General features: G+C 45.3%; 14 protein-coding genes. 5 read left to right on the forward strand and 9 right to left on the reverse strand.

Annotation, left to right across the window (positions count from 1 at the left end; genetic code table 11):
* Positions 1–69 precede the first annotated feature (69 nt).
* Positions 70–1,293, reverse strand: coding sequence for a tryptophan synthase subunit beta (gene trpB, locus RXX31_RS16715; protein WP_317590749.1), 1,224 nt, complete (start codon positions 1,291–1,293; stop codon positions 70–72).
* A 184-nt stretch (positions 1,294–1,477) separates the two neighbouring features.
* On the reverse strand, positions 1,478–1,726 hold the full coding sequence (locus tag RXX31_RS16720; protein ID WP_317590750.1) for a hypothetical protein: 249 nt from the start codon (positions 1,724–1,726) through the stop codon (positions 1,478–1,480).
* A gap of 212 nt (positions 1,727–1,938) precedes the next feature.
* Between RXX31_RS16720 and RXX31_RS16725 the strand changes: the two genes are divergently transcribed.
* Both RXX31_RS16725 and RXX31_RS16730 read left to right on the forward strand, forming a co-directional pair.
* Positions 1,939–2,925 carry a GTP-binding protein gene (locus RXX31_RS16725; RefSeq protein ID WP_317590752.1) on the forward strand — a complete coding sequence of 329 codons (987 nt, stop codon included), beginning with the start codon at positions 1,939–1,941 and terminating at the stop codon, positions 2,923–2,925.
* Positions 2,926–3,126: 201 nt separating this feature from the next.
* Positions 3,127–4,419, forward strand: coding sequence for a DEAD/DEAH box helicase (locus tag RXX31_RS16730; protein ID WP_317590753.1), 1,293 nt, complete (start codon positions 3,127–3,129; stop codon positions 4,417–4,419).
* A gap of 83 nt (positions 4,420–4,502) precedes the next feature.
* Here RXX31_RS16730 and RXX31_RS16735 read toward each other — a convergent pair whose 3' ends face one another.
* From RXX31_RS16735 to modF, 3 genes are all read right to left on the reverse strand, one after another.
* On the reverse strand, positions 4,503–5,345 hold the full coding sequence (locus RXX31_RS16735) for an arginase (RefSeq protein ID WP_317590754.1): 843 nt from the start codon (positions 5,343–5,345) through the stop codon (positions 4,503–4,505).
* Positions 5,346–5,351: 6 nt separating this feature from the next.
* Positions 5,352–6,086 (reverse strand): IclR family transcriptional regulator, encoded by a 735-nt coding sequence (locus RXX31_RS16740; RefSeq protein WP_317590755.1) that lies wholly within the window; start codon positions 6,084–6,086, stop codon positions 5,352–5,354.
* 232 nt (positions 6,087–6,318) lie between these two features.
* Positions 6,319–7,767 (reverse strand): molybdate ABC transporter ATP-binding protein ModF, encoded by a 1,449-nt coding sequence (gene modF, locus RXX31_RS16745; RefSeq protein WP_317590756.1) that lies wholly within the window; start codon positions 7,765–7,767, stop codon positions 6,319–6,321.
* A 274-nt stretch (positions 7,768–8,041) separates the two neighbouring features.
* Here modF and RXX31_RS16750 point away from each other — a divergent pair, with 274 nt between their 5' ends.
* Positions 8,042–8,695 carry a hypothetical protein gene (locus RXX31_RS16750; protein ID WP_317590757.1) on the forward strand — a complete coding sequence of 218 codons (654 nt, stop codon included), beginning with the start codon at positions 8,042–8,044 and terminating at the stop codon, positions 8,693–8,695.
* Positions 8,696–8,793: 98 nt separating this feature from the next.
* Here the strand turns inward: RXX31_RS16750 and RXX31_RS16755 are convergent, their stop codons facing one another.
* Together RXX31_RS16755 and RXX31_RS16760 are read right to left on the reverse strand one after the other, a co-directional pair.
* Entirely contained in the window at positions 8,794–9,741 is a 948-nt protein-coding gene (locus RXX31_RS16755) for an LLM class oxidoreductase (RefSeq protein ID WP_317590758.1), read from the reverse strand.
* Positions 9,742–9,789: 48 nt separating this feature from the next.
* Entirely contained in the window at positions 9,790–10,245 is a 456-nt protein-coding gene (locus RXX31_RS16760) for a nuclear transport factor 2 family protein (protein WP_317590759.1), read from the reverse strand.
* Between the two features lie 152 nt (positions 10,246–10,397).
* Here RXX31_RS16760 and RXX31_RS16765 point away from each other — a divergent pair, with 152 nt between their 5' ends.
* Entirely contained in the window at positions 10,398–11,321 is a 924-nt protein-coding gene (locus RXX31_RS16765; protein ID WP_317590760.1) for a LysR family transcriptional regulator, read from the forward strand.
* A gap of 259 nt (positions 11,322–11,580) precedes the next feature.
* On the opposite strand, the gene RXX31_RS16770 is transcribed toward RXX31_RS16765, so the two are convergent.
* Positions 11,581–12,735: an MBL fold metallo-hydrolase gene (locus tag RXX31_RS16770; RefSeq protein ID WP_317590761.1), complete on the reverse strand. Its 1,155-nt coding sequence runs from the start codon at positions 12,733–12,735 to the stop codon at positions 11,581–11,583.
* A 298-nt stretch (positions 12,736–13,033) separates the two neighbouring features.
* Positions 13,034–14,956, reverse strand: coding sequence for an FAD-dependent oxidoreductase (locus RXX31_RS16775; RefSeq protein WP_317590762.1), 1,923 nt, complete (start codon positions 14,954–14,956; stop codon positions 13,034–13,036).
* Positions 14,957–15,558: 602 nt separating this feature from the next.
* Between RXX31_RS16775 and RXX31_RS16780 the strand changes: the two genes are divergently transcribed.
* Positions 15,559–16,311 carry an SDR family oxidoreductase gene (locus RXX31_RS16780; RefSeq protein WP_317590763.1) on the forward strand — a complete coding sequence of 251 codons (753 nt, stop codon included), beginning with the start codon at positions 15,559–15,561 and terminating at the stop codon, positions 16,309–16,311.
* Positions 16,312–16,337: the final 26 nt, after the last annotated feature.

A 16,337-nucleotide genomic window follows, 5' to 3' on the forward strand; every position in this document is an offset into this window, starting at 1 on the left:
AGAATGTTCACAGATATTAGATACAACAAAGCCACCAATTTAGGTGGCTTTACGTTTAGAGAGTAAGATTTAAATTAGCGATTCGATACCGTATTTCGCACCGTAGTTTTCGACAACAAAGTCGATATCTTTATCACCGCGGCCAGACAGGTTGATAAGAATCGAACCAGTTTCCCCCTGTTTAGCCAGTTTTATCGCGTAAGCCACCGCGTGAGACGACTCAATAGCAGGAATAATGCCTTCTTCACGAGACAGTTCAAAGAAGGCGTCGATGGCTTCGTCGTCGTTGATCGAACCGTAATTCACACGACCAATGTCTTTTAGGTAACTGTGCTGCGGGCCCACAGACGGGTAGTCCAGTCCACTTGCCACAGAATAAACTTCTTGAGGTTCACCTTGTTCGTCTTTCAGCATGTAAGATTTAAAACCATGCATAATGCCCGGTTCGCCGAGGCTAAGCGTTGCTGCGTGTTCACCTACTTTATCTAAAGAGCGGCCTGCAGGCTCAACACCGTGAATCGCGACCTGTTCGTCTTCCAAAAAGGCACTGAATAAGCCCATGGCATTAGAGCCACCACCCACACATGCGACAAGGTTGTTCGGCAATTTACCGGTCATTTCTTTAAACTGAACTCGTGCTTCGTTACCAATAATAGACTGGAAATCACGAACCATTTTAGGGAATGGATGAGGGCCTACTACAGAGCCAATGGCGTAAAGCTGAGTCTCTGGATCTTTCAGATAGGCTTCAAACGCTGCGTCGACGGCTTCTTTCAGCGTTTTGCGTCCGTGAGTTGCGGGAATCACGTTTGCGCCGAGGATTCTCATACGAACGACGTTTGGATGCTCTTTAGCGATGTCTACTTCGCCCATATAAATATCGCACTCTAATCCAACAAGTGCTGCTGCTGTCGCTAATGCAACGCCATGTTGACCTGCGCCAGTCTCTGCGATCAGCTTCTTCTTACCCATTTTTTTAGCGAGAATCGCTTCCCCTAAACAGTGGTTAATTTTATGAGCGCCAGTGTGGTTGAGATCTTCTCGTTTCAGATAAATATCGGCACCGTACTTTTTGGACAAATTTTCGGCATGGAAAATAGGGCTCGGTCGACCGACAAAATGTTTGTATAAGCGTGCTAGCTCAGCTTTAAATTCAGGGTCTTTGCTACATTCTTCATAGGCAGCATTGATGTCTCGCATGATTTGCTCAAGCTCTGGTGGTACAAAGCTGCCGCCATATTCGCCAAAGAATCCTTCATTGTTGGGCATAGTGTAGTCGAAAGAGTTATTCATTGTTTACGTCCTAGTTCACATCTTAATTTTTTATGACTAGTACGTTTATACCCAAAATCTAATACGTATTGTGTGATCAGTTGCCTAAATCTTGATGTTGTTCTTGTGAACTAGTTGAATAGTACAGATTAAATACAAAAAAGCTTGCTTATAAAAAGCAAGCTAATGGTTCGTCACATTCAGATTAATGTGTACGAGATGGACCGTTTCGAACGATATCTTTGCCGTTGTCGTAAACGTATTTTGAAACCCAACGACCCAGTAGTAGCTGGTGGTTATCGTCCAAAACGGCGACAAATGGGCGACCATCGCTATTTGTTGTAGCAAGTGCAATACCTGCCACGCCTTCTAAGCCCAGAGCACCGCTTTCGACTAAACGCAGAAAGCTTTCTAGCTCTTCAATGGTTTCAATCACTTGATCATCAATATTCATGGTATTCAATCTCTTCGAATAGCAGCTATTTTGTGGCGCGTACTCTACCTAAGTTAAGACGAGAAACCAACCTACAATGTCATTAGATACCATAGTGGAAGGGCTGTGCTTGATGGTGCAAGTGGTGTCTCCGCAGAGACAAAATTATTGAAGCGCATCACGTTGTACGTATACTTTGATAGAGTATGAGTGCACAAACGTCGGAGAAAAGCATGTCAAATCGAGTACCTACCAACATTCTGACTGGTTTTTTGGGATCAGGTAAAACGACGACGATTTTAAACCTTCTGAAGAAAAAACCACAAGACGAAAACTGGGCTGTCTTGGTTAATGAGTTCGGAGAGGTTGGTATTGATGGCGCTTTGATGACCGATCAAGGTGCCTTAATTAAGGAAGTTCCTGGCGGTTGTATGTGCTGTACGGCTGGTGTTCCTATGTCGGTGGGCATTACCGCTTTATTGCGTCAAAAGCCCAATCGTTTGCTGATCGAACCGACCGGACTTGGTCATCCAAAGCAAGTTATCGCCACACTAACGTCTGAGCAGTATCAACCTTATGTTGATCTTAAGGCAACCATCGCATTGGTGGACCCACGTAATTTGAGTGATGAAAAGCATCTTTCAAACCAGAACTTCGTTGATCAACTAGATTGCGCGGATGTGGTTATCGGTAGCAAAGTCGATCTTTGTTCGAGCCACGATATTGATGTATTTAACGACTGGATCACCGATCAGTCACCATCAAAAGTGTTTAGCAAGCTGATTCACGACGGTGATCTACCGATTGAAGTGTTGGATATTGAACGTGTGCATGGCGGCGCTTCTTCGCATATTGAATCTCATCATCATGAGCACGCGGAGCAAGAACCGCAATTTCAGCTACCACCTGGTGAATCGTTCATTCGTAAAGAGAACAAGGGACAAGGTTATTTTAGTTGTGGTTGGTTATTTGGCGCAGAACATAGGTTCGATTTTGACCAGCTATTCTCGATGCTGTCTGCGTTAACAGCGGAGCGAGTAAAAGCCGTGGTGAATACAGACCGAGGCTGTTACGCATTTAATGTCGCAAATGCTGTGGTGACGGTTAATGAGATCAGCCTTGAAGGATTTGAGTCGAGATTAGAAGTGATCGATTCCCAGTTACTTCCTTGGGATGAGCTGGAAGGTGTTCTACTCAAACTCGCTGGTATTGAGCCGTAATTAGCTTTCTTGGTCTATCGCTTAGGCGGTCAAACAATCAATTGCTAGCGAATGCAGTACCAGTGTTTGCCGCTTAATCTGCTGGCATTGCCCTAAAACTGAAAAAAGAGATAAAAGTGGGATAAATCACTTAAATTCGGGTATAGTGCACGGCTGAATTTTTAACGCTATTTTTAGTGGTTTGTTTAAGGAATACGCTCAATGTCATTTTCATCTCAAGGTTTTGCACCAGAAGTGGTAAAAGCGCTGGCAGAATGCGGTTATGAAAAGTTAACGCCAATTCAACAGAAGGCGATTCCAATGGCTCGTAAAGGCCATGATATCTTCGCGACAGCTCAGACCGGTACGGGTAAAACTGCCGCGTTCTCATTGCCTATGATTCAGCAGCTGTTAGACAGTGAACAGAGTGTTTCGCGTAAAACAGCTCGTGCGCTTATTCTTGCTCCGACGCGTGAGCTGGCAGAGCAGATTGCGGACAACATCAAAGCTTACACCAAATACACAGATCTCTCGGTGGCGGCTGTTTTTGGTGGCCGTAAAATGTCTTCTCAGGTGTCAGCGCTTGAAAGCGGTGTCGATATTCTTGTTGCAACGCCGGGTCGTCTGGAAGAGCACATTGAGCAAGGCAATGTCTCCGTTGCAAACTTAGAGTTCCTGGTCTTTGATGAAGCTGACCGTATTCTGGATATGGGCTTTATTCATGCGGTTCGTAAAATCATGCTAGATGTGGATACCGACCCGCAGATCATGATGTTCTCCGCTACCACATCCAGTCAGCTCAACTTATTGGCGAAAGACATTCTGCGTAAACCAAAACGCATCGAGGTTGAGCGCGCTAATACCACGGCACAAACGATTGCTCACGTACTATACCCAGTAGATCAAGAGCGCAAAACAGAGCTGCTTTCTGAACTGATTGGTCGCAAGAACTGGCAACAAGTGTTGGTGTTTGTGAATTACAAAGAAACTGCCAATGAAGTGGTTAAAGAACTGAAGCTTGATGGTATCAAAGCAGCGGTTTGTCACGGTGACCGAGCGCAAAGTGCGCGACGTCGTGCGCTTGAAGAATTTAAATCTGGCAAAGTACGTGTGATGGTCGCGACCGATGTTGCTGCTCGTGGATTGGATATTGCTGATCTGCCACATGTTGTGAACTACGACATGCCATTCCTTGCAGAAGATTACGTTCACCGTATTGGTCGTACCGGTCGTGCGGGTAAGCAAGGGCACGCGGTTTCATTTGTAAACCGTGATGAAGAGCTAACCGTCGTACAGGTTGAAAACTTAATTCAACAACGTATTCGTCGTATTGAGCTAGCAGGTTATGAACCAAAGCAGCGTGACTCGTACATCGAAAAGCTGAACTCCAAACCGGCATTTAAGAACCGTCAAGGACGCCGTAATAACCCTAACCAATCCGCAACAGACCAAGGTTCTGCAGAACGTCGTCTGGCGATGGTGAAGCGTTTGAAAGCTCGTCGTGATTCAAAATAGCCGATATTTAGCGGTATGAATTGAAATAATCGCCCTTGTTTACAAGGGCGATTTTATATTATTGCTAATGTGTCCGTGGTCGCTCAGGCTGCGTGATCCAGTAGTGGCGCGATTTGATAAAGCTCCTCAATAATCGTCTTTGTTTGTCTTGAATAGACTAAACGGTCGCGATCCCCAACCAACTGTATCGCTCTCACTTTGCCCGAAAGCAAGCACAACCTGATGGTTCTCAGCACCATCTGAATATCTAAAGACATCTCACCATCAAGGCTGTTTTTGGCTATAAGTGAACCTAAATCAACCGAAATGATCATTTGGTCGCAATGGTCCAGGTAATTACTCACTTGTTGTTTAACATGATTACGGTGTCGAAAACTAAACTCTCTATCTGTTACCCAGTAACAACCTTGATCTTCGGCGTATTCCCACGTTTCTCGCTTGGTTTCCTGTTCGCTTACTCCGGCAAAAAGCAGACGTACGTTTTGATAGCGGGAAAGGGCAAAATGAAATGCTGATCCCACTCTTGGCTCTAGCGTCGGCTTTAAATGCATTTTATGGCCAATATGCAAGATTCCCACGTCGTCTTGGCTGGCGGCGACGACTGGCAGCATGGACAAAATGGCCTCGGTACAATTGGTTACCAATACGGGAATGGAGTGACGGGAAAGTGACAAGCTGAACGCTTCCTGAAAATCCCCGTTCTCCAATTTAGCATGAGTAAAATGGCCACAATGCATTGCTGTGGTGTGGTCATGTTGCTGGTAGAGCCACTCGCTCGCACTCTCCAGGCTTTGATCGGCTAAATCAAATGTGCCTTTTGACATGGGAGCGACGTACTCACAAACCGTCATAAATGAAAAAGGGTAGTGCTGAACTGGTGCCGGTGTTGGCTGATGAAATTTATAACGTTTGAAAAAGCTCAACATGATGAATTACCTTTCTGGTGGTAGTGCCCTTGCCGCTTGCAACACGTGTAAAACGATACGTTGCTTGTCCTTCTCGACCCGGTGTGCTGGCGCCATAACCGAAACTGCGCCTACGAGCTTACTGCCTTTCATGACCGGTGCACTGATGCCAGAGACTCCCGGATCAATCTCGGAAGTACTTAAGGCGTATCCTTGCTTTCTGATCGTGGCAAATTCTTGTTCCCATTCATCGAAACAATGCTCTTGTTTGAAGTAACGTAAGATTTTTTCGCTACGATTCTTGGGCATATAAGCCAGCATCACCTTGGATGAGGCGCCACGAAGCAGGGGTTGACTTTGACCCTGGACGAAGCTGCACCGTAGCGCCTGCATACTTTCTTTTTGTCTGACACACAGTGCCCGATAACCAGATGGAACCATATAGGCCGCCATTTCTCCGGTCTGTTGCACTAAGCGAGATAATATGGCTTCAACCATATCCAGACCGTGCTGCCTACTTTCGTAGCTGTGCATCAAAAGGAGTGCGGCAGGGCCGACAATAAACGTTTTATCGTGACCACTTTCTTCGATCAGATTCCATTCTTTGAGCAGCTTTAAATGCCGGTAAAGGCTACTCAATGGTACGTTTAATTGTTCACTTAGTGTTTTCGCAGAGACTGGGAAAGGGCTCACCGCGACTTTCATTAATAATTGCAGTGCCTTTTCATTGACCTGGTTAGCGTTGGCCTTGTTTGTTGTCATGTATCGTTTGTAACTTGTTGGATGATATAGAACAACTATAATTCTTAAACGCTGAGAAAATAAAAATAATTTTTATGGGTAATTCTTATTATATGAGAAAAGCTTGAACTCATTGCCAAAGGTGTCGAAACGCGGGAGAAAGCGGATCACCTCAAGAAACTAGATGTGTAATACCTTCAGGGATACCGCTATTCAAAGCTTTTGCCATCGACTCATCTCGCCCTGCAGCCGATCACTTAATCTGAGTTCGATAACAATGCACGTCTTCATCAAAAACAAACTCTAGCTCGTTTTTAATGCTTTCCAAACGGTCTTCTTGATAGTGCGAGACATAAAGTAACTGGTTTAAGTTTTCTCTTGCGATGAGCTCTAAGGTATTCTTTACCAGACGTCTGCCTAAAAAGTCCAACCCTTGGTAGGGCTCATCCAGAATCAGTAAGGTAGGCTGTTTTACAATCGCACGTGCAATCAGTAACAAGCGTTGCTGCCCGTACTCTAACTGGCGAAATGACGTTTTTTGGTATTGGCTCATATGCAGGATTTCAAGCCACTCTTTCGCGACTTCCAACTCTTTACGGGTTGGTTGATGATACAAACCAATCGAGTCATAGAACCCGGATAAAATGACTTCCAACGCACTGCAGTTAACACGGTACTGCAGGTGTAATGCGGAGGAGACCATACCGATGTGTTGTTTGATTTCCCAGATGGTTTCGCCCGAGCCGCGCTTCTTACCAAAAATATGGATGTCATTGCTGTAACATTGCGGATGATCGCCGAATATCATCCCAAGTAATGTACTTTTCCCACATCCGTTAGGGCCTTTTACCTGCCAATGCTGGCCTTTGTCGATGCGCCAATTCAAGTCTGTAAAAATCTTCTTATCGGTATATTCGACGTGACCATTTTTCAGTTCAAAGATTGGGTTTTCGAAATGGGTGGCGTGTTGATGTTGGCGTATGAGCGCCATCATTTCTTCGCTTTGTTTCTCCGACTGGGATTTGATTTGCTCAATGATTGGGTGTTGATCCCAGCTTTGTTTATCCATGGTGCTGTCGAGTTTGCCGGCGTTAAACAGAGCCACACGGTCGATCCACTCCGGCATATCAGATTCGCGAGAAAAGGTAATCAGCATGGGTAGTGACTGAGAAAGTGTGTGTAAATATTCCGCCAATGTCGCTCGGTGGCTGACATCCAGCCCGGTGAAAGGGTTGTCTAACAAGACCAGGTCAGGCTGAGTGGCCAATGCTCGTGCCAGCATCACTCGTCTTGTTTCACCTGTAGACAGGACTCGGAAGCCACTTTGCTGCAGGTGGGAGAGATCGAGCTCTTTGATGAGTTTTTGTGTTAATGCTTCGTCTTGGCAACGTTCAAATATCAACGCATAGACGGTGCTGCCCTGGTCAATTCGGTCAAGAAAGTCGGTGTCGTCTTTTTTTAATTCCAGATCTAACAGTCGTTGTTGTTCAGACAGAGAAACCTGGGCGATTTTTAACCCGCCAAGATCCAACTTACCATCGATTGGCAAAAGTTCCCCACAAAGCAGGTCCCCAAGTAGAGAGCCGATATCTCCTTCGGCACTAAAAATACCCCAGGAATGACCGCTTTCTATTTTCCAATGCTCTATCGTTAAGGTGGAGGTGTTCCCTTTTGCAATTACGTTGTCTAAACAAATCTTCACTGTGCTTCCTTTCTTGTATGAACGCTATTTTTTCTCTTTCTGTTGTTATACCAAGCCTGGGTGATTGGCGTAAATAGATAGAGCACAGAGAAGTGGTTTTAAGCATGATGCCAACGGTTACACGAACGAGAAGGGCAATTGCCCAATAGGCAGGGAACGACTATTCTTTCTTGGGCTCTTATCGGAGCTTTTCGTCTGTCTACGTCATGTAACCCCATCAGTAAGGTGTTATGGGTAATGAGTGTTGTTAACGGAATACAATGTAGGAGGTGGTATGAGAACTGGGCTTATATTATTCACACTTGTATCTGGCTTCGCGGCGAGTTCGGTGTCGTACGCGGATTCAGCCGAGAGCCGTTGTGATATCTATAAAGCAGGCGATGACAATGCAGAGAAGATGATCGCTTGTACTTTCAGCCAACGTAGTGGCTATATAACGATTTATCGTAGTGATGGTGTTATGCACGATCTGTCTCCAAAAGGTGATACCCCCGGAGAGTTTACCGATCAGAATGACAACACGGTTTATCGTCAGAGTGATCTAGGAGATCAAGGCTTAATCTTTCGCTTCCCAAAGGAAAGCGTTTATGTGTACTGGAGTACAGATGCGTTAAATCCAGACGAGAATAATGCTACATCTCCTTTCTCGACAGATGACTACGATGCAACAACATTATTGCGATGCCGTGGAGAGGGGCAGGAAGATTTCGGTACCTGTCCTGCTGGTATCCTACGCATGGAAGATAAACAAGCCAGTATCGTCGTGAAGAGCCCGGCAGGTGAGCAGTTCACTATCAACTTTATGACAGACTATGTAAACGCGACTAACCGTGAAGTGAAAGCGGATTTGGAAGGTGATACTTGGACGGTGGTCATCAATGGTAAGGAAGTCTATCAAGTACCTTTGGCGGCGATAGAGGGTGGTTAATTAGACAACGGACTTTATTAATGGGACTTAACGGTGGCTAAATTTAGCGCTATAAATGAGCAATGCCGTTGAATGGCATTGCTCTATTGAAATCATTACTAGTCTTGGTTGATCGCCGGTAGTACGAATTCACCCATTTCTTCAATCACCTCGTTCGCTGGTCTACGTGAAGGTTTTAGGTTGAGAGCAATATGTCGAACTCCTAACTCTCTGTGTTGTTTTAGTCGTTCTATCAGTGCATTTCGACCAATACGAACCACGTTGTAGAATCGCTGGTACGGGGCGTCGGGGTTAGCATCAAGATCAAAGAACGTCGCGTAACCATACTTAGGAGCAGGGCGATCTCCAGCTGCGGTTTTAAGTGATGCCACAATTTCAGTGATAGCACGTTCATCATCGACTGACCAAATCCAAGCATCGACGTTACGAGCCAACCAGTCAATCGGTTGACGAGATCGGCCTACCGCCATCATAGGAACTTTGCCGTTTGCTGGCTTAGGATGCATGTCTAAATTGCCAGTGAGATTGCCATAATGACGGCTTTGCATCCTTGGAAACGACTCACTGTGTAGCGTTTTAATCATTTCTACCGATTCACGATATAAATCCGCACGCTGGTCAAAGTCTACCCCAAATGCCGGGTACTCTACCGGGCGATCACCGGTGGATAGGCCAAGTACGAATCTTCCTCCGGTTAAGTAATCTAGAGAAGCCGACTGCTTAGCTACTGAAATAGGATCACGCAGTGGGAGAACAATTCCGGCAGTACCGAGAGTAATCGACTTAGTTGCTGCCGCCATGTATCCCGCATAAACGAACGGGTCGAGCATCTGGGCTGCGTCACCAAAGTTTGGATCGTAAAATGGTACATCTCGTAACCAGATACTGGCAAAGCCTGCCTGTTCCGCTAACTGAGCCGTATGCTGGTGGTCTGCCAAAGTAGGAAATGGTGAGCTAGGATAACCTTCCAACGGCGTGAGCAGTCCGATCGTGATCTTATCTTCGGAAAACACGCGCGTAAAACTTGGATTCAGTGTCTCTGTCATGGTTGTCTCTTTTTAATTCCTTCAGTGTATTGGTAGCGTGGGCGAGGATTACTCTGCTTCAGGCCAGAGAACGTCAAGTTCTGAGTGGGCAATACGCCATTCACCATTTACGCGAACGTAAGTATCCAAGTAATGACCAAGCAGCAAAAATGGATGCTGTGCGCTTTCTCTGTCTGTAACGAAGTCGAGCAGGTAGCAACTGCCTTTTGCGTTGTTTTCATCGATGAGCGTAATGTCATGATTGGTGACTGCATGGATGAAAGGGAAGTGCTTGCGATCTTTGGTGTCGAACATTTTATAAGCGTCAGCAAGACTCTGCTTAATTTCATCCAGACCTTGCATAGAGCCCACGGTCACCTTGACTTCAGCGTCCTCGGTAAAGACTTCACCCATACGTTCTGCTTGCCCGCCATCAAGAAGTTGGCTATAGCGCAGTCGTAAGGCTCTGATTTCTTCGCGATCTAATAGAGCTTGAACACGTTTCACGTCAATTTGATCAGTCATGGAATATCTCCGTCTGCTAGTTGAATTAGGTTCAGAACCATTGCTTCGGATATCAAACCGTGCAATTTCATCTGCTATGGAAGTATTCTATTGACTTGTTTAAAAATGATAATACAGTTTAAATTCCATTTATTTAGTCCTTGGATTCCACAATGAAGTTATATGAAACTCAATTTTCTGGCGTGGTCGAATATGTCGAAACCCTAAAAACCGGTTCTTTTACTGCTGCTGGTGAAAAGTTGGGGCTGACAGGGTCTGCGGTCGGTAAAAGTGTTACCCGTTTAGAACAGAAGCTCGGAACCAAATTGCTGCACAGAACTACTCGCAGTTTGACGCCAACCCCGGAAGGGCAGAGATTCTTTGATGGTTGGGTGGCAATTTTAGATGAGATCGAAAGCCTGGAGTCGGGCGTCGTGGCAGGTAGTAGCCAGATTTCCGGTCGTTTGAATATTCATTTACCCGCAGCGTTTGGGCGCAGACATGTGATGCCGGTATTATCACGCCTTGCAACTGAGTATCCGAGCCTGGAAATGTCGGTAAACTTTACCGAGCGACGAATCAACCTTATCGATGAAGGTGTGGATCTGGTGGTACGAATAGGCACATTGGAAGACGATGCTGACTTGGTTGCACGCAAACTTGGACGTCAGCGTTTGGTGGTGTGTGCCAGCCCGAGTTATCTATCGCGCAAAGGTGCTCCTGAGATCCCCGCTGAGCTAACAGAGCATGATTGCATTATTGGTAGCAGACGTAGTACTCAGCCAGCTTGGCTATTTTGTCAGTCAAATGGTGAATCATTTTCTCAGGTAATCCGAGGTCGCTATGACTTTAGCGATGGTGATGCCATGGTTGATGCCACGTTAAATGGGCTGGGTCTGAGTCAATTGCCTACCTGGTTGGTCAATGAGCACTTAGCAACGGGCGCTTTAGTGACGGTGTTGGATCAGTGGGCTGGAGCAGAAATGCCGATACATGCGGTTTGGCCACGTTCTCGCTATTTGAAACCGCGTCAACGAGTCGTAATTGATGCTTTGCTTGAAGAGTCCCAGTCTTCTACTTCGGTCTATCACTTATAACTTTTAATTAGAGCAAGGCCCTTGATACAAAAGGGCTCGTGCGTTGTAATGCCAGTTTAAGCATTCCTATAAGGTCATTCCAGCGAACCTTAGCGAGACTAGGAATCTAGTATCAGCGCGCTGAGAGTAGAGAGAAGTACCTTTGATAACAAAGTTCTCAGATAGAAGTTCCCGTCTATTTTATCTAAGTTTGGTCGGGGGAAGGTAAAGCATTCCCCCGACGATCAGACGATCAAGTGTTGAGTGACTTATATGGTTGTTACTGTTTCCACCATTGAGAGAACGTCTGGTTGTTATCTTCTAAACCGACGATTTCGCCAATCATTGGTGTCATTAAGCGGTAATCTTGTTGCTGACTTGCCTGAGTTATGCGATCTAGCGGTTCATACCAGGCGTGTTTAGCCAGCTTGAATTTACTGTTGTGCGAAGGTAATAACGCCTTTGCATTAAGATCGTTAGCCGCCTGAGCAACTTCTTCTGGCATCATATGAATAAATGGCCAGTTTTCGTTGTATTGACCGGTTTCCAGTACAGCGATGTCGAAGCTGCCAAACTCATTAGCGATAGTCTTGAAATGCGCTCCATAGCCGCTGTCGCCGCCAAGGTAAATCTTATGCTCACCCGACACGATGGCAAATGAGGCCCAAAGCGTGCGGTTGCGTTTTAGTAACCGACCCGAAAAGTGTTGTGCTGGAAGGAGATGAATTCGGCCTGCTTCGGTTGCGAGCGAATCATACCAGTCTCCTTCTGTTATCTGATCAGGCTTGAAGCCCCACTGAGTGAAATAAGAGCCGACACCGATAGGGGTGACGATGTGGTTAATTTTATCTTTAAGTGCACTGATGGTCGGGTAATCGAGGTGGTCCCAGTGATCGTGAGAAATCAATAAGTAATCTACCTCTGGGATGTCGTCTGCGGTGTAAATATTGCTGCCAGGAAATGCCACATTGGTATAGGGAACCGGAGACGCATTCTCACTGAATACCGGATCAATTAAGTAGCGAATGCCGTCCAGTTGAATAAAGTAGCTGGAATGACCCATCCAGATCATGACGTTGTCTCGCGGGTTCAGGCCTAACAAATCTGATTTTACCGAAGGCAAATTGGTGACCGGAACGGCATCGACAACCTGTTCAGTTAAGAAACGGTAGAAGCCAACAAATGCACTCTCGCTCGATGTCGAGACAGGGACTTCTTCAATATTATGAAACTTCCCGTCGATATACTTACCTTGGTAATTGTCCACTTTGACATGAGGTGACACAAACTGCGGTTGCAGCAAATACGTGTAGATACCAGCAGCAATAATGGCGAGTATGGCGACTGCGACTTTGAGTATCTTTCTTAGTTTTAGCCCCAGTCTTTTCGTTTTAGCTTGAGTTATTTCGACTGTTTGAGCTTCAGGTTGAGACATCGGTTCTCCGAATAGTAATCGTGTTTAAGCTGACGTTATAAGCAAGATTATGCGCAAATCTTCATCAGAGGATGCCGATATTAGCTATAGGGTTACTCTGATTTTTGTTCGCATAATTCTGAACCGCGTATTCTCGTCAATTTGCCACGGAGAATAAAGACCCATTCTTGTCTTATTTTTGCCCATTTGTACTATTTCCTCAGTGAAGCCTTTTTTGTAAAGCTGGTGGGGCGTACATAAAAAATCACGGCGCTTAATAAAAGCGCCGTGATTAGTCATATTCAAGTTAGCCCAAAGGTTATATAGTCAGTCCGGCCAGGTAGCCTTCCTCAACAGCTTCCATTGCTTTTCTTACTTTTTGTGCATCACCGATGGTGACGATTTCGGCAACGTGCTGCTCAAGCTCTTCGACAGAAAAACTCACTGGGCGTGAACCAATCGCCATCACGACGTTATCAATGGCAGCCAGCGTCTGAAGTTGGCCATTATTATCAACGACGACAGCGTCACTATGGATCTCTTTGACCTGAGTGTTGGTCAGAATGGCCACATTGTGATGCTGCAGATCTTTCATCAGATAATGTTTGGTGGCTGATGGTGTACCCACAAAAATATCGCTGTTCATTTCTATGATAGAAACATCATGGCCGTGGTTGGCTAAGTGCGCTGCAGTTTCTGAGCCGACCAGACCTCCGCCAATCACCACAACGCGTTTACCTGCCTGAGCACTACCTTGAAGTATATCGTTAGCGGTCAATACGTGGTTGAGTTCCTTACCCGGGATATTTGGCACAAACGGTGAAGCACCAGTTGCGATAATCACACTGTCTGGTTGGCTATCTCGGATCATTTCCAGAGTAAGTTCGGTATTAAGGTGGACAATAACACCCAATTTATTTAGCTGGTTAACCTGCCAAACCGTAAATGAACCCAACTCTTCTTTTGTCGGTGGGATGGCGGCCAGCACCCATTGTCCACCTAAGCGACTATTTTTCTCAAAAATTTCCACCTTATGACCACGCTGTGCGGCAACAATGGCGGCTTCCATCCCCGCGATACCGCCACCGATGATGAAGACTTTTTTCTCGCGCGATGCTGGAGTAATTTGGCGTTCCGATTCGTGACCTGTCATCGGGTTAACAAGACATTTAATCGGCAGTTGCTGCGCGTTACGTTGTATACAGCCTTGTAAGCAGCCAATGCAGCGAATGATGTCATCAAACTGACCAGCCTGTGCTTTGTTTGGCAGATGTGGATCCGCCAATGATCCGCGACCCATAGAAATCAAATCAGCTTGCTTAGAGCGCAATACCGATTCCGCGATTAATGGGTCATTAATACGACCTACTGCAATCACCGGAATTGAAACCACTTTCTTCAATTCTTCACTGATATTTGCACTCCAAGCGTGACCAACAGCCGTTGGTGGAATAATGGTTTCCGTGCTGGCATACACACCATTAGAAGCATGAATGAGATCAATGCCTGCATTTTCAAGTAACATGGAAATGACTTTACTGTCTTCGGTTGTCAAACCACCTTCCACAAACTCGTTTACTGACATACGGTAGATAAGCGGGAAATCTGTGCCGACTTTGGATCTGATATTGGCGATGATTTCGAGTGCGAAACGAGCACGGTTGAGTATGGTACCACCATATTGGTCGATGCGTTTGTTGGAAAATGGCGACATAAACTGGTTCACCAGGTAACCATGAGCACCATGAATTTCGACCGCATCAAAACCAGCTTTTTTTGCACGTAGAGCGGTATCACCAAACTGTTCAACCAGCTGTTGAATTTCCTCGACAGACAACTCGCGTGGCATTGCGTTAACGACTGGGTCAGGGATAGCGGAAGGCGCGACAGGTTGAACACCAGTAATTTCTGCACAGGTTTCACGACCAGCATGATAAATTTGCGCCGCTATTTTAGCGCCGTGCTGGTGGACACGCTCAGTCAGTTGTTGGTGACTTTCGATTTGAGAATCATCCCATAGGCCTGGTAGTTTCACAAACCCACCGGCTTCAGGGTTAATTTTGTAGTCTTCTACAATGATGAGTCCCCAACCACCTTTGGCTTTTTCTTCGTGATAGCTAATGAACTGCTCGGTACAAGTTCCGTCCTCGTTGGCGTAATTGGAAACCATAGGAGGCACTACAAGTCGGTTTTTCACCACCATATTACCGATTGAGATCGGTGAAAATACATGATTCAACATAGTTTGGTCTCGCAGAATTAAATATTAATTATTTTGTCTGAGATCAAAAAAAATAATTAATATCTAAAACGTAACAGTAAGAGGGAATATGTTCTTACTTACCCGTTGATAACGTTGATGTAGAAATAATATCCGGCGTCAATCAAACAATCCACATTAATTATATGGTTAAAAAGCGATAGTATTGTTGATTGTTTGTAGGCGAATGTAATGTGTTCGTTTGTCTATTTCTGCTATAAATTTTTAATAAACAAAGCTTTAAGTTTTGATGGCTATCTTTCATGGCATTAACATTTTTGCTGTTTTATTACTCATTATGGAAAAATATTCCAGAGTGTTCATCGTTTTTGTTGGGATTAACTTGTGCTAGATGACAGGCAGAGAGAGGAAGTAGGGAGTGAAACTAGAATGATTTTCAATTAAGTCATATCAAGCTTGTGATTATGGATTTTTATTCCAGACAGATAGGAATTTAATTCTCTTTATTTACTTATTAACAATGCTCATAGTGAGGTTAAATAATATTAAAGCGAATCCGTTTGGTTAATACCTCAGGATAGTGGGCTTGATTTAGAAAAAGAAAATAACAAAGGATACAAAGAATGAACAACGTTGTTATGGTGACCGGCGGCACACGTGGAATTGGTTTTGAAACGGCAAAAAAATATCTGACTCAGGGTGACAAAGTCGTCATCGCTAGCATTGATGCTCCAGAAGTGATTGAACAGGCGATGACAGAGCTCTCAGCAATGGGTGAAGTGGTGTTTATTGAGTGTAACATTGCCGACGCAGAGCAGTGTCGCCTGGCCGTGGAGCAGACGGTTGAAAAATTTGGCACCATTGATGTACTTGCCAATGTAGCAGGTGTTGTCGGGCAGCGTGTCTCTTTGATCGAAGCTGAACTCAGTGACATTTTCAATACTATTCAGATCAACCTGATGGGTACCATTCAGTTATGTCACTACGTTGGCAAAGTAATGGCAGCCAATAAGTCGGGTGTTATTGTGAACGTAGGTTCTATTTGTGGTTCGATAGCGAATACGGAAAATATCGGTTACCACGCGAGTAAAGGTGGCGTGCGAATGGTGACACAAGCCCTTGCCAGAGAATTGTCTCCGTACGGTGTGCGAGTCGTATCTGTTGCGCCGGGCTGGGTTAAGACAGGTATGATTGATAAGCCAATTGAAGAGATTGGCAGCAAACTGCACATGAAAGGTCGCATTATTAACCCGGTTGAAATCGCCAATGCGATCTATTTAATGTCTTTACCAGAAGCCAGTGCGATTAACGGTTCCACCATCATGGCCGACGACGGTTATTCGTCATTTAAAGGGGTTGATGGTTACCAGGCGTAGCAATCAAATTTCACAGTACATACAAA

Origin of the sequence: Vibrio sp. EA2 (genome assembly GCF_033042495.1) — a bacterium.
Classification (GTDB): domain Bacteria; phylum Pseudomonadota; class Gammaproteobacteria; order Enterobacterales; family Vibrionaceae; genus Vibrio.